This is a genomic window from Listeria kieliensis (genome assembly GCF_003369925.1).
Taxonomy (GTDB): domain Bacteria; phylum Bacillota; class Bacilli; order Lactobacillales; family Listeriaceae; genus Listeria; species Listeria kieliensis_A.
In genome coordinates, this window is record NZ_LARY01000001.1 from 911,923 (window position 1) to 925,195 (window position 13,273).

The following is a 13,273-nucleotide window of genomic DNA, read 5'->3' on the forward strand; positions in this document are numbered from 1 at the left end:
CTCTTTCTGGATTAAAATAAGTCTTTGAACTCATCCTTTATTGTTTGTTCTTGTGCCACGTCGACAGAAAAGGTTTCAACATTTTGTAGAGCTTGTTCGACTAAACTCGAAAAATCAATGAAACTTTCATAGTATTTTACTTTATCCAATTTTGGTTTAGTTTTTGGAGCCGCTGGCGTAAAAATCGTGCAGCAATCTTCGAATGGTTGGATAGAAAGCTCAAACGTATCAATAGATTTTGCAATATCAATGATTTCATTTTTATCCATCGTGACAACAGGACGAATAATAGGTGTCTTAGTGACGTCATTAATCGCTAGCATACTTTCTAGTGTTTGACTAGCAACCTGTCCCAGACTTTCTCCATTTACGATCGCAAGAGCATTTCTTTTCTTGCGAAGTTGGTCTGTAATTTGTAGCATCAACCGCCTCGTCACTGTCATCACATATCCCTCAGGAATCTGTTTTTTAATCATTTCTTGGATTTCAGTAAATGGTACTATATGCATCTGTACTTGCCCACTGTATTTCGCAATTTTCCGTGCCAAATCAATCGCTTTTTGCTTAGCTTGTTCACTTGTATATGGCGGACTATGGAAATGAACAGCTTCTACTTCTACTCCTCGCTTCATTGCTAAATAACCTGCTACAGGACTATCAATGCCACCTGATAACATTAACATGGCTTTTCCTGATGAACTAACTGGCAGACCTCCAGCACCTTGAATAATTTGTGAAGAAAGGAAAACCCCATCCGCACGAACTTCGACATTCAACTTGATATCTGGTTGTTTGACATTGACCGAAAGATCAGAAATTCGGCGTAAAACAGCCGCCCCAATTTCCTTGTTTAACTCATTTGAATCAAGTGGGAAATCTCGATAACCTCTCCTTGCAGCTACTTTAAAAGTGCCACCTGGCTGATGAGAATCGCTCACAAGCTGATAAGCAGCTTCTTTTACTGCCTCAACATCTAGCTCTGTTTTGATAACCGGACTGAAAGATTGAATCCCGAAAATTGATTTTAGTCGTTCTAACACTTCTTGCACAGGTGCTCCATTTAAAAACAATTGCATTCGGTCTCGTTCACCATGAACGGTTATATTTGGCATATCTTTTACAACACGTCTTACATTCGATGCAAGTCTTGCGACAAATTGCTTACGATTTTTTCCTTTTGTTGATAGTTCTCCATAACGGATTAAAATACGTTCAAATTCCAATTATTTCACCACTTCATTTATTTTTTCGATTACTTCCTGAAGAGCACCAATAAACTGTTCTGCTTCAGAAAGTGTATTTTCGTAGCTTAAACTAATTCGGATTGCTCCAGTCGCTTCTTCATCAGAAACACCCATCGCTTTTAAGGTACTACTTGCTAGTTTGGCTTTTGAGGAACAAGCACTTGTTGTAGAAACAAAAATTTCCTTTTGTTCAAGCGCATGGACCAACACTTCCCCGCGATGACCACTTGCGGAAAGACAAAGAATATGAGGGGCAATGCTAGCTTTCTGAGAGTGAATACGAATTCCCTTCATTTGCTCAAGCTCTTGTAATAAATAATCCCGAATTGCGAGTACTTGTTTCAGCTTATTTGTTTTTTCAGCAAAAGTCAGCCGCAGTGCTTTTGCTAAAGCAACTGCTCCAGCTGTATTTTCAGTTCCACTGCGTATCCCTCCTTCTTGTCCACCTCCAAGTATTTCAGGGTGAAGTTCGACCCCTTTTTTCTTATAAAGTAATCCTGTACCGCGTAATCCATGTAATTTGTGTCCAGAAATCGACAATAAATCTATGCTGTTCATTTCAAGTTCACACATTCCCATCCCTTGGATATTATCCACATGAAAAAAAGCTTGATGCGCGCGTAATCGATGACCAATTTCCTGAACAGGCTGAACGCTTCCTACTTCGTTATTTACATGCATCATCGATACAAGGATCGTGTCTTTACGTAAGGCTTGTTCAAAGTCATGGACTCGAACCACTCCATTTTCATCGACAGGGAGATAAGTCACTGTAAACCCATCTTTTTCAAGTTCTCGCATAACTTCCTTTATAGAAGGATGCTCAATTTGTGTTGTAATTAAGTGTTTTCCTCTATTTTTATAGCGGTAAGCAATTCCTTTTAAAGCCAAATTGTTACTTTCCGTTCCACCGGATGTAAAAATAAGTTCATCACTCCGCACTTTAAGTAGCTGGGCAATTTGTTTTCTTGCCTCTTCATGTAACTCTCGAACCTTTTGACCAAAAGCATGTAATGAGGAAGGATTGGCAAAATAGCGGCTTGCTACTTTTGTATAGGTTTCCAAAACAGCAGAGTAGGGTTTCGTTGTTGCGCTATTATCTAAATAAATCATGACTAAAAGCCGCCTCCTAAAAGTTTTCCTTTCCTATTTTAACATAAGCTGTCAAGCGTGCAAAAGAAAGGACGCAGGTTTCAATCCACCTGCGCCGTTCTTATTCGTTTTCACTTGATTGCTCAAATGCCTTTTCAATCTTTTTAAATGCACTCGGCTCAACCTTTTCAAGTGCAGTCACAGCAATTTCTAAGGCTTTTTTATAATTGTAATCTCCATAAAAGTGTCGTTCAGCTTTATTCAGGCTTTCCGCAAGCTCTGGATAGTCCATTCTGTAGCGGTTCGAATACTGAATTACAGCTTCAACAAATTTAGCATTTTCCAAAATATCCTCGGCTTTTTCTTGTAGATGTACCAAATCTTCTTTAGCGATTTGCTGATTTTTCGTCACTGATTTAATATTCAGCGGGCGTTCGATCAAAGATTGCTCCATATTTTCTACTGAATTTAAGAAATGCTCTTGTAGTGCAGAAAATTCTTCTGGAATACCAGGCAAGCGAGCTCGTGTTAAATTTCGCTCAATTTGATTACAAATTCGCTTCATTTCATCTGCATCTTCTCTTGCTTCTAACTCATCTTTCCGAAGTGAGCGCAAATCTTCTGCAATCGCATCTTGTTTCTCTGCAATTTCTGCAACTTCAGCTTCAATTTCGCGAAGTGTGTCTTGCATTGCTGAATAGGCAATGGCTGCTTCCTTTTGCAATGCGCTGATACGAGCGAAGTTTTCTTTTTGTTCAGTAAGAGAGGCTTGTGTTTTCAAATAAGCCGCCAGCTCTTCCTCGGAAATATGATAAGTTGCTTTAACTTCTGTAATTTGTTTAGAAAGTTTTTCCGAAACTTGTTCTTGCTTTTCGAGTTTCTCTGCAATTTTTTCTTTATTTTCAAGAATAAACGACCGAGCATGAACTTCGCCTTCTAGTGTATCATAGAGCAAATCAGTTTCCACCTTGGCTTCTTCAATTAAAGATTCAGCTGCATCAATTTCACGATGCATCAATTTTTCTTTCATTTTTTCTGTTTGGTCTTTCAGCCGTTCAATTTCTTTTTGAATACCCAATTGTTCTAAGTAATAGCCTTCAGCAAGCATTTCCGCATAACCAGCTTCAAGTTTCACGAGTTCACTTGGAACCGTACTTTCAACTTCAAGCAGAAGTTTAGGAGTTCGCTCCATTTCTTCATCTAACAAAGTGATTTTTTTCTTAGTTGCCATAATCACTTCTCGAGCTTCAAGATGATCGCCTTGGTCAGTTAGCGCATCATAGTGATTAATTTCCGCTTGAATCTCATCTAACTCCTGCTCAAAGGCTTTTTGCGCCTTTCCAAGTTTAAAACCATGCGTCAAAATAAAGCGTCTCAATTCTGCTAATTTTTCTTTTGTCGCGCGACTTTCCAGAGCATTTTTCTCTTCACTTGCTAATAGTTCTCTTAGCCCGCTTAAAATTTGATTGATTTGATTTTCGATCGTGACAAGCATTTGTTCTAAATCATTTTCATCTTGAGTGGCAGACCCAAACCGGTAATGATTGACGTTCATTTCCGCATTTAAAAGCACTTCTTCTACGTCAGGAAACAATCTTGTTGATATTTCGTCCCAAGAACTGCGCCAAGACTCAAATAATTTTTCTGTTTGCCCAGTCAACTTTAATTTTTTCACTTTCGAAAGTTCATCGATTACCGGAAGATCGCGCAAACGTTCACACTTTGCTTCTAGTTCCCCAATCCTTGTCGAATGTTTCTTTTTCAGCCAATATCCGGTACCAAAAAGGGCGATGATCACCACGATAAAACCGATTAAAATATAGTAAAACATTCAAAATCCTCCCATCTGCTTATTACCGATCCAACTAGTGTCTTTTTCTTTAATAAAAATAGATAAAGCCCTCTTTTATATTTTATCGGTATATGTACACAATACACATGGTCTATTTTACCACGATTTATAGAAATTTACTTCTCTCGCCTCATAAAAACTAAAAAAAGTTTTTGATCTTTTAGTTAAGCGGAGAATATGCTATAATTTGAGCAATTATTTTATATGAAAGTGGTGTTGTCAAAGTGATTGAAATCCCTAAATTTCAAGGAACGAAGCAAGAAAATTACGAACTTTGTTTAAAACAAGCCAAAGCCTTAATTAGCGGAGAAAAAAACAGCATTGCAAATTTAAGCAATCTTGCCGCTCTTTTAAATCAAGCGCTTGTCGATATCAATTGGGTCGGCTTTTATCTATTCGAAAAGGAACATAATGAACTTGTTCTTGGTCCATTCCAAGGCCTTCCAGCTTGTATACGCATTCCACTCGGCAAAGGCGTATGTGGCAATGCAGCAAAAGATGAAAAAACTTACATTGTCCAAGATGTTAATGCTTTTCCGGGACACATCGCTTGTGATGCACAAAGTCGCTCTGAAATTGTCGTTCCACTTGTTTTAGAAGGGAAACTCATAGGTGTTCTTGACATTGATAGCCCCAATCTTAGTCGATTTGATGAAACTGACCAGTTTTATTTAGAACAAATTTGCGAGGCTCTTCTTGCTGAAATCCGTTGACAAATCAAGTGATTTTATACTATACTAGACTCTGTGTAAAACGCAGCTTGTATGAAAGCTGGGAAAAGATCGTTGTTTACCCCCGACTCTTGTCGTGGAATATTGTGTAACCCTGCGGCTGCTAAGGTGAAGATATTTGAAGGTGGACTGCCCTTTTTCTGCGTCATGCTCGTTTGTTTTTATGCTAAAAACAAATTAAAGGAGGAGTCACTTAATGGCTCGTTATACTGGTCCAAGCTGGAAAGTTTCCCGTCGTCTTGGGATTTCACTTTCTGGAACTGGTAAAGAAATTGAGCGTCGTCCGTACGCTCCAGGACAACACGGTCCTAACCAACGTAAAAAAATGTCTGAATATGGTTTGCAACAAGCTGAAAAGCAAAAATTGCGTCATATGTATGGACTAACTGAACGTCAATTCAAAAACACGTTCAACAGAGCAGGAAAACTTCAAGGTAAACATGGTGAAAACTTCATGATTCTCCTTGAACAACGTCTTGACAATGTTGTTTACCGTATGGGACTTGCTCGCACTCGTCGTGCTGCTCGTCAACTTGTAAATCACGGTCACATCACTGTTGATGGAAAACGCGTTGATATTCCTTCTTACCAACTTTCTGTTGGTCAAGTGGTTTCTGTTCGCGAAAAATCTGCTAAAAATTCGTCAATCGCTGAAAGTCTTGAAGTATCAAGCTTCGTGCCTGAATACGTGACATTTGACGCTGACAAACTTGAAGGTTCTTTAAACCGCCTTCCAGAACGTGCAGAACTTGCTGCTGAAATCAATGAAGCATTTATCGTTGAATTTTATTCTCGTTAATCTTCATCACTATTTCAAAAAGAACCTTGCTCTTTGTAGCAAGGTTCTTTTCTTTTTTAAATGACAAATTTGTAAGCTCTCTTTATTGATTTGTCACCTGCGTCACATGAATTTGCTAAAAAAATCCTTTATACTATAACTATCTTGTAAAGAAAGAAGGCCAAACAATGAAGAAAATGATTGCTGTAATAATCATTGTAGCCGTCATCATCCTTGGACTCGCATTTTCACTAGGCTATTATTTTACAAATTATAATCATATTGGAGCTGAGGACTACTATGTTGCCATTAAAAAAAATGGCAAACCCACAACAGAAAGAGATTCAAGTGGTCAGTCTTTTACTGACTATGCATATACCTTAACCGGTTATGATGAAAAAGGAAATGCCAAACAGCTCAAGTTCACTGCTCAAAAAAACCTACGTGTCGGAGCTTACTTGCACATCTACTATAAAAAAGGCAAAGGGGTAACCTCTTATGAAGAAGTTGCCAAAAAAGAGCTGCCTAAAAAAGCAGCAAACCAGTTAAATAACTAGAAAAAGAAGGAACGCTACAATAAATTAGCGTTCCTTCTTTTTCATTAATAACGAACTAAAAAGTATTTCTTTTTCCCTCTGCGAACAATTGTAAAGCGATTTTCGATCCTGTCAGCTTCTCCAACTAATTTTTCCAAGTCTTGGACACGTTCCCCGTTAAGATAAATTGCTCCATTAGAAACATCTTCACGTGCTTGGCGCTTCGACGGTTCGATTCCAAGATCAACCAAGAACTCCACTAAATTTTTTTCTTCTTTTTGAGCTGTAAAACTTGGAACATCTTTAAATCCTTGCTCAATTTCATCTGCAGTTAAATCACGAATATCCCCACTAAAGAGCGCTTGTGAAATTTTGATAGCAGTATTAAGAGCATCTTCGCTATGAATAAACTTCGTCATCTCAGCTGCTAGTGTTTTTTGCGCGGCCCGAAGATGTGGTTCTTGTTCAACTTGTTTAGCCAGATCAGCAATCTCTGCTTCAGTCAAAAAAGTAAAGTATTTTAAATATTTCACAACATCTCGGTCGTCCGTATTCAGCCAAAATTGGTAAAACTCATACGGCGTTGTCTTTTCTGGATTAAGCCAAATAGCACCACCTTCTGTTTTTCCAAATTTGGTTCCGTCAGCTTTTGTTAGAAGCGGAATAGTGAGGCCAAAAGCTTTTGCATCTTCTCCTTGCTTTTTACGGATTAAATCAAGTCCTGCAGTAATATTCCCCCACTGGTCAGATCCACCAATTTGCAAGCGACAATTATGAAATTCATATAAGTGGTTGTAATCCATTGCTTGAAGAATTTGATAGGCAAATTCTGTAAATGAAATCCCTGCTTCTAACCGACTTTGAACGATATCTTTCGCAAGCATCGTATTTACATTGAAACTTTTCCCGTAATCACGTAAAAAATCAAGGATAGATAAATCTTTTGTCCAATCATAGTTGTTAACCATCGTAGCTGCTGAGCTTCCATTAAAATCAAAAATTTGCCCCAGCTGGGTTCTAAGACCTTCAACATTTTTATTGATTTGTTCAAGCGACTGAAGCTTCCGTTCTTCTTTCTTCCCGCTTGGATCGCCAATAGTTCCAGTTGCTCCTCCGACCAAAATAATCGGTTTATGCCCTGCATCTTGGAAACGTCGTAAAATCATAAACGGAATTAAATGACCAATATGCATGGAATCTCCTGTTGGATCAATCCCACAATAAAGAGCAATGGACTCTTTTTCAGTTAATTCACGTAACCCAGTTTCATCTGTTTGCTGATAAATGGCGCCACGCCACTCCAACTCATCAATAATATTCATCAAATTCCCCTCTTTCTCGTTTTTTAAAAACTAAAAAAGCCCTCCGCTCTTATATAAGAGCGAAGGGACGTGTTTAAACGTGGTACCACCCAACTTTTCAACTTCATTCCATAACGGCTTCAACCGTTCACACCATTTCCTGTGTGACTTGACTCCGGGATGTAATTCGATCCGTTTATATTTACCGATTTGCAGTAACCACCGGCTCTCTAAAAAAGGGATAAACAGTCTACTTCGTCCGTTCCTCGTCATTTACATTATTAAGCTATAATCTATTTATAGCACAGAATTTTTCGATTCGTCAAGCTACAATTTATTTTGTCGTGCCTCGAAGTTTCTCACTATGTGGCAGAACCACTGTTTTTTCATCAACTTCTTCACTAGTCATTAATTTCGTCAAAAGGCGCATCGCCACAGCCCCAATATCATAAAGCGGCTGTACAATTGTAGAAAGTTGCGGACGACTCATGAGCGTTAGTTTTGTATTATTACTTGTCATGATTTCTAATTCATCCGGAACTTTAACACCTGCATCAAGTGCTGTATTCAAAATCCCAATCGCTAATTCATCATCTGTTACAATAACTGCATTTGGACACTTATTCAACTGATTTAATTGCTCGAAAGCGCGAACTCCAGAATTATAATCATAATCTGCTTCAATCACATAGTCCTCATTATAACTAATACCAGCATTTTTAAGGGCGTCTTGATATCCTTTAAGCTTCAATTCACGGTTTACCGGTTCTTCAAGTGAACCTGTGACAAAAGCAATTTGTTTGTGACCATTTTGAATAAACAACTCTACTGCTGCTTTTGTCGCTTCTAAATAGTCAATATTGACAGAAGCCAAATTCTGTTTCATATCAATTGCTCCTGCGAGTACAACAGGTACAGGAGAACGATTAAATTCCTCTTGTAGTTGTTCCGTGATTTTCTCACCCATATAGATAATTCCATCAACTTGTTTACCTAATAAAGTATTTAACACCTGTAGCTCTTTATCTTCATTTTCATCAGAACTACTCAAAATAATATTATATTTATACATTGTCGCAATATCTTCAATACCGCGTGCAAGTTCCGCATAAAACACATTGGAAATATCTGGAATGATAACACCAACAGTCGTTGTTCTCTTACTTGCAAGCCCTCTTGCCACCGCATTTGGTCGATAGCCTAGTTGATTAATAACATCTAATACTTTTTTACGTGTAACAGGTTTCACATTTGGATTCCCGTTCACCACTCGAGATACTGTCGCCATCGAAACATTTGCTTCGCGCGCTACATCATAAATCGTTACATTCATCTCTTCTCACACTCCATACCATTAATAATTAAAGGAAAAGCTCCTTACTCTGTGTAACCGTCATCATTTAACCTTTCTTCCTATAATACGACACTTTGAACTGTTATGCAATTGAAATCGCTTCTGTTTTTCACGAATTTTCATACCAAATACGCATGAAATCCTCATTTGAAACGCCGTTTTAATATGAAATCGCTTACTTTTAAAGAACAAAAAGAAGTCGCTAAAAAGCAACTTCTTTTTGTTTTATTTGGTTTTAGCTGGAAGAAGGTTAGAAGCTAAAATTTCTTCCCAAAATGAGTCAAATTCAGGCAAATTCATTTGTTGCGCTGCATCTGATAAGGCTACTGCCGGATCTGGATGCACTTCTGCCATAACACCATCTGCCCCAATCGCAAGCGCAGCTTTCGCACATGGAAGCAATAAATCCTTACGCCCTGTTGAGTGCGTTACATCAACCATGACTGGAAGATGCGTTTCCTTTTTCAAAATAGGCACGGCGGAGATGTCTAATGTATTCCGAGTTGCTTTTTCATACGTACGGATGCCACGTTCACAAAGAATAATTTCCCCATTTCCCTGTGACATAATGTATTCAGCTGCACCAATAAATTCTTCAATTGTCGCCGCTAAACCACGTTTTAATAAGATCGGCTTATTCACTCGACCAGCTTCTTTAAGCAGTTCAAAATTTTGCATATTTCTTGCACCAATTTGAATTACATCTACATAATCAAGTGCTAGTTCGATATCTTTTGGCGTCACAATTTCGCTGATAACACCTAAACCGTATTCATCCGAAATTTGTTTTAAAATTTGTAATCCTTCTAATCCAAGACCTTGGAAATCATATGGACTCGTCCGCGGCTTAAACGCCCCACCTCGAATCAATTTGAGCCCTTTTGCACGAATGGAATCTGCTACGGCAGCAACTTGCTCATAAGACTCAACAGAGCAAGGTCCAAATACAAAAGCAGGTTCACCATTTCCAATCTCAAGCCCATTTACAGAAACAACGGTATCTTCTTGTTTATTTTTACGAGAAACAAGAAGCGCCTTTGAATGATCTTCTTCTTGAAGCTCAAGTCCTGCTTTAAAAATTTCTTTAAACAAATGTTCGATGGTCGAATCTTCAAATGGGCCATTGTTCGCTTCCACAATTTGATTAAGCATCTCTCGTTCACGGATAGGGTCAAAGCGTAGCGATCCTTGTACACCTTTTAGTTTCCCAATCTCTTGAACTAAATTGGCTCGTTTGTTAATCACAGAAAGTAATTCTAAATTTAATTGATCTACTTGATCACGTAATGTATCCAAATTGTTATTCACCATTTCTCCGCCCTTCTTTTCCACTTCAATAATTATCCTTCATTATAGATGATATTTATAGATTTGTCACCATTTCTTTTTAACTTGAACGCTTTTAAGCGATAAAGCATAGTTGCTAATTATTATGGTAACATTCAATCATGATTGATGCAAGCATAAAAAACGTGGTGAGCTCTAAAGCCCACCACGTTCTTAGTATGATCCATTATTTCTCAACGATTTTCTCAGTTTCTTTTTTTCCTTCTTTTACTGTTTGTTTTACTTCTTTTTTAGCTTTATCTGAAGCATCGCCAACAGCTTCAGAAGCATCTTTTAAATCCTCTTTCACATTATCCACTGCTTTTTCAATTGCTGCTTTGTCTTCTTCTTTGTTCTTAGAAACAACATCCTTTATGTTTTTACTTTGTTTGGAAATGCCACCTGCAATTTGTTGCGATTTATCTTTTACAACACCAACGAAATCATTCGCAGAATCTTTTAGCTGGCTGGATTTATCTTTTGCCACATTGCCAATTTCAATGCCTTTTTCGTAGGCAATATCTTTCCACTCAGATCCTTTTTCTTTTAATACATCGACTTGTTCGTTTAAGTCACCACGAAGTTCTTTCCCAGATTTTGGCGCTAGTAAAAGAGCCGTAACAGATCCAACAATCCCGCCAATTAAACCACCAATTAAAAAATCTTTTACATCTAAACCATTTTTCCCAGACATTGTACATTCCTCCAGTTTAAAAAATAATTAAAGGTTTGATTCCTGTTCAGCTTCTTTTGCTGCTTGCTTAGCTGTTTTATTAGCTTTTAATTTATCTTTAAAGGCTAATAAAGAGCGGCTAACAGAAATAGCTTGTGCCACCTTTTTTTCATTTGTTGACACTTTATTTGTTGCAAGTGTAGCAAGTTCACGAACCGATTGACTAAGGCCAAGCAGTGAAGTTCCAACATCTCCAATTGCATCAAAAACTGGATCAACTTTTGCAACTTTACCGTTTACGTCGTCTAACAAGCTATTCGTTTTATCGAGAAGCTGCTGAGCTTCTCCGGAAATTCCTTGCAGTTCACTGGTCATTTTTTCAACTGTTTTGGCCACTTCATTCATAGTCTGTGATGCCGATTTTAAAGTTTTGCTTAAGTAAATGGCGATGACTAATAGAGCAATTGCCGCAATAAGTGCAGCAACATATAAGATAACAATCATTTACTCCCACCTCCGTATTCTTGATTCTTTACCCCATCGAGCGATATGTAAAACGTATTAAACATACAGAAGGGTATGTCACTAACAACATTGTAGCAATTTTACAGGTAAAAATAAAATGAAATGAATTTTTATACGTTTAAAATCTGTATGCTTTTTTAATTTTCTTTGAATAGGATGGAGCATTTAAAACCAAAAACTTATCAAACTAAGCTTTTTGTACATTGAATGTAAAGGAGAAAATGGGATCCTTATTTTTAACTTGTTAAAGGTACAAAAAACCACTCTCCATCCTAAGATGAAAAGTGGTTTGAATTTTTTAAAAAGCTGCTTTTTCATTTACTTCTGGATAGTCTTCACGATTGTCGAGAATCTTTTCATAAGCAGCTTGGAATTTTTGGACATCTCCTGCACCCATGAATAAAATTACAGCATCATCATATTGCAATAATTCTTCTGTGTGTTGTTCTTGAATCACATGATTTCCCTTGGTTTTACGAGCTAAATCGAAGATCGTTAAATTCCCGGTTTTTTCGCGAGCAGAGCCAAAAATATCACACAGGTAAACTTCATCAGCCAAATTTAAGCTATCAGCGAAGCCTTGTAAAAATGCTTGTGTTCTTGTAAAAGTATGGGGTTGAAAAACGGCCACTACTTTTTTATCAGGATACTTCTGGCGTGCAGCATTGATAGTCGCTCGAATTTCAGATGGATGATGCGCATAATCATCTACTAAGGTTTGATGTGCCTTTTCAGTAATGCTAAAGCGACGTTTAACTCCTTTAAAGGTTTTAAGTTCTTCTTTTACTTCTTCCATGTCTAGATCTTCTTGATTACAAAGAGCGATGACACTAAGAGCATTCATGACATTGTGATCACCATAAGAAGGGATTTCAAAAGTTCCAAGCATTTCCCCTTCGTGATAAGCATCGAATGTAGTCCCTGTTGTTTTTTTGACAACATTGGTTGCTCGGTATTCATTTTCCTCACCAAAGCCATAGTAAATAACTGGAATTGAAAGCACATCCTCCAGTCTTCTAAGTTGAACATCGTCTCCTAAGGCAATAATAGCTTTTTTCACTTGTTTTCCAAGCGATTCAAAAGCACTAAAAACATCATCTACACTTTTAAAATAATCAGGATGATCCCAATCAATGTTTGTCATAATGGCATATGTTGGTTTGTATGCTAGGAAATGGCGTTGATATTCACAAGCTTCAAGCGCGAAATACTCAGCATCTTTATTTCCCTTCCCTGTCCCATCTCCGATTAGATAGGAGGTTGGGCGGATTGATTCTAAAACATGTGAAAGAAGTCCAGTTGTTGAAGTTTTTCCATGCGAACCTGTGACAGCGATGCTTGTATAGTCTTCAATTAACTGGCCCAAAAATTTGTGATAACGAATTACAGGTAAGTCGAGTTCAAAAGCTTTGGCAATTTCTTCATGCGTATCGGGAAAAGCATTCCCAGCGATAATAGTCAAACCTTCATGAATATTTTCAGCGTTAAACGGCAATATTTCAATTTCTTTTTCCTCTAACGCTTTTTGCGTAAAGAAATATTTTTCAACATCACTGCCTTGTACAGTAAAGCCTTTATCATATAAAATTTGTGCTAATGCGCTCATACCAGCGCCTTTAATTCCAACAAAATGATAAACAGTCATTGTTTTTAAGCCCCCATTTTTTCCTTTGTAGTAGAGGGTGTCTAAATTTATTAGACATCATCTTACTTTTCATGTCTTATTCAATTATCCAATTTACGTTTTTAAGTCAAATAACCAATCCTATTATAGCACTTTACCCAGAAATAGAAAATAATTGTTTCAAATCACGGAAAAAGGCATAAGAATATGACAAAGAAAACGTTTTAAAAGTTGAAA

12 protein-coding genes and 1 other annotated feature are annotated in these 13,273 nt (G+C 37.6%); of the genes, 3 read left to right on the forward strand and 9 right to left on the reverse strand.

The window, feature by feature from the left end; translation table 11 throughout:
* Positions 1 to 11 precede the first annotated feature (11 nt).
* The 3 genes from thiI to UR08_RS04530 form a co-directional block, all read right to left on the reverse strand.
* Entirely contained in the window at positions 12 to 1,223 is a 1,212-nt protein-coding gene (gene thiI / locus UR08_RS04520; RefSeq protein ID WP_115752457.1) for a tRNA uracil 4-sulfurtransferase ThiI, read from the reverse strand.
* Complete coding sequence (locus UR08_RS04525) at positions 1,224 to 2,357, reverse strand: cysteine desulfurase family protein (RefSeq protein ID WP_115752458.1); 1,134 nt, start codon at positions 2,355 to 2,357, stop codon at positions 1,224 to 1,226.
* 100 nt (positions 2,358 to 2,457) lie between these two features.
* Positions 2,458 to 4,167, reverse strand: a complete 1,710-nt coding sequence (locus UR08_RS04530) for a septation ring formation regulator EzrA (protein WP_115752459.1) — start codon at positions 4,165 to 4,167, stop codon at positions 2,458 to 2,460.
* 245 nt (positions 4,168 to 4,412) lie between these two features.
* Between UR08_RS04530 and UR08_RS04535 the strand changes: the two genes are divergently transcribed.
* From UR08_RS04535 to UR08_RS04545, 3 genes are all read left to right on the forward strand, one after another.
* Positions 4,413 to 4,901 (forward strand): GAF domain-containing protein, encoded by a 489-nt coding sequence (locus UR08_RS04535; protein WP_115752460.1) that lies wholly within the window; start codon positions 4,413 to 4,415, stop codon positions 4,899 to 4,901.
* A 214-nt stretch (positions 4,902 to 5,115) separates the two neighbouring features.
* Positions 5,116 to 5,718: a 30S ribosomal protein S4 gene (gene rpsD, locus UR08_RS04540; protein WP_115752461.1), complete on the forward strand. Its 603-nt coding sequence runs from the start codon at positions 5,116 to 5,118 to the stop codon at positions 5,716 to 5,718.
* 167 nt (positions 5,719 to 5,885) lie between these two features.
* A complete protein-coding gene (locus UR08_RS04545) occupies positions 5,886 to 6,254 on the forward strand; it encodes a YxeA family protein (protein WP_115752462.1) in 369 nt (122 codons plus the stop codon).
* A gap of 44 nt (positions 6,255 to 6,298) precedes the next feature.
* Here the strand turns inward: UR08_RS04545 and tyrS are convergent, their stop codons facing one another.
* From tyrS to murC, 6 genes are all read right to left on the reverse strand, one after another.
* Entirely contained in the window at positions 6,299 to 7,555 is a 1,257-nt protein-coding gene (gene tyrS / locus UR08_RS04550) for a tyrosine--tRNA ligase (RefSeq protein ID WP_115752463.1), read from the reverse strand.
* A 60-nt stretch (positions 7,556 to 7,615) separates the two neighbouring features.
* Positions 7,616 to 7,810 (reverse strand) — a binding site (T-box leader).
* Positions 7,811 to 7,868: 58 nt separating this feature from the next.
* Positions 7,869 to 8,867 carry a catabolite control protein A gene (gene ccpA / locus UR08_RS04555; protein WP_115752464.1) on the reverse strand — a complete coding sequence of 333 codons (999 nt, stop codon included), beginning with the start codon at positions 8,865 to 8,867 and terminating at the stop codon, positions 7,869 to 7,871.
* Positions 8,868 to 9,113: 246 nt separating this feature from the next.
* On the reverse strand, positions 9,114 to 10,199 hold the full coding sequence (locus UR08_RS04560) for a bifunctional 3-deoxy-7-phosphoheptulonate synthase/chorismate mutase (RefSeq protein WP_115752465.1): 1,086 nt from the start codon (positions 10,197 to 10,199) through the stop codon (positions 9,114 to 9,116).
* A 202-nt stretch (positions 10,200 to 10,401) separates the two neighbouring features.
* The gene (locus UR08_RS04565; protein WP_115752466.1) at positions 10,402 to 10,908 is read right to left on the reverse strand and encodes a YtxH domain-containing protein; all 507 of its coding nucleotides are present in this window, start codon (positions 10,906 to 10,908) and stop codon (positions 10,402 to 10,404) included.
* A gap of 27 nt (positions 10,909 to 10,935) precedes the next feature.
* A complete protein-coding gene (locus UR08_RS04570) occupies positions 10,936 to 11,391 on the reverse strand; it encodes a DUF948 domain-containing protein (RefSeq protein ID WP_115752467.1) in 456 nt (151 codons plus the stop codon).
* Positions 11,392 to 11,710: 319 nt separating this feature from the next.
* Complete coding sequence (gene murC / locus UR08_RS04575) at positions 11,711 to 13,057, reverse strand: UDP-N-acetylmuramate--L-alanine ligase (protein ID WP_115752468.1); 1,347 nt, start codon at positions 13,055 to 13,057, stop codon at positions 11,711 to 11,713.
* Between the last annotated feature and the right edge of the window lie 216 nt (positions 13,058 to 13,273).

What these genes read in the sequence shown, in the direction of transcription:
- tyrS (WP_115752463.1), bottom strand. Translation starts at nt 7,555, where the DNA reads ATGAATATTATTGATGAGTTGGAGTGGCGTGGCGCCATTTATCAGCAA.
- murC (WP_115752468.1), bottom strand. Translation starts at nt 13,057, where the DNA reads ATGACTGTTTATCATTTTGTTGGAATTAAAGGCGCTGGTATGAGCGCA.
- UR08_RS04530 (WP_115752459.1), bottom strand. Translation starts at nt 4,167, where the DNA reads ATGTTTTACTATATTTTAATCGGTTTTATCGTGGTGATCATCGCCCTT.
- ccpA (WP_115752464.1), bottom strand. Translation starts at nt 8,867, where the DNA reads ATGAATGTAACGATTTATGATGTAGCGCGCGAAGCAAATGTTTCGATG.
- UR08_RS04525 (WP_115752458.1), bottom strand. Translation starts at nt 2,357, where the DNA reads ATGATTTATTTAGATAATAGCGCAACAACGAAACCCTACTCTGCTGTT.
- UR08_RS04560 (WP_115752465.1), bottom strand. Translation starts at nt 10,199, where the DNA reads ATGGTGAATAACAATTTGGATACATTACGTGATCAAGTAGATCAATTA.
- rpsD (WP_115752461.1), top strand. Translation starts at nt 5,116, where the DNA reads ATGGCTCGTTATACTGGTCCAAGCTGGAAAGTTTCCCGTCGTCTTGGG.
- UR08_RS04545 (WP_115752462.1), top strand. Translation starts at nt 5,886, where the DNA reads ATGAAGAAAATGATTGCTGTAATAATCATTGTAGCCGTCATCATCCTT.
- UR08_RS04570 (WP_115752467.1), bottom strand. Translation starts at nt 11,391, where the DNA reads ATGATTGTTATCTTATATGTTGCTGCACTTATTGCGGCAATTGCTCTA.
- UR08_RS04565 (WP_115752466.1), bottom strand. Translation starts at nt 10,908, where the DNA reads ATGTCTGGGAAAAATGGTTTAGATGTAAAAGATTTTTTAATTGGTGGT.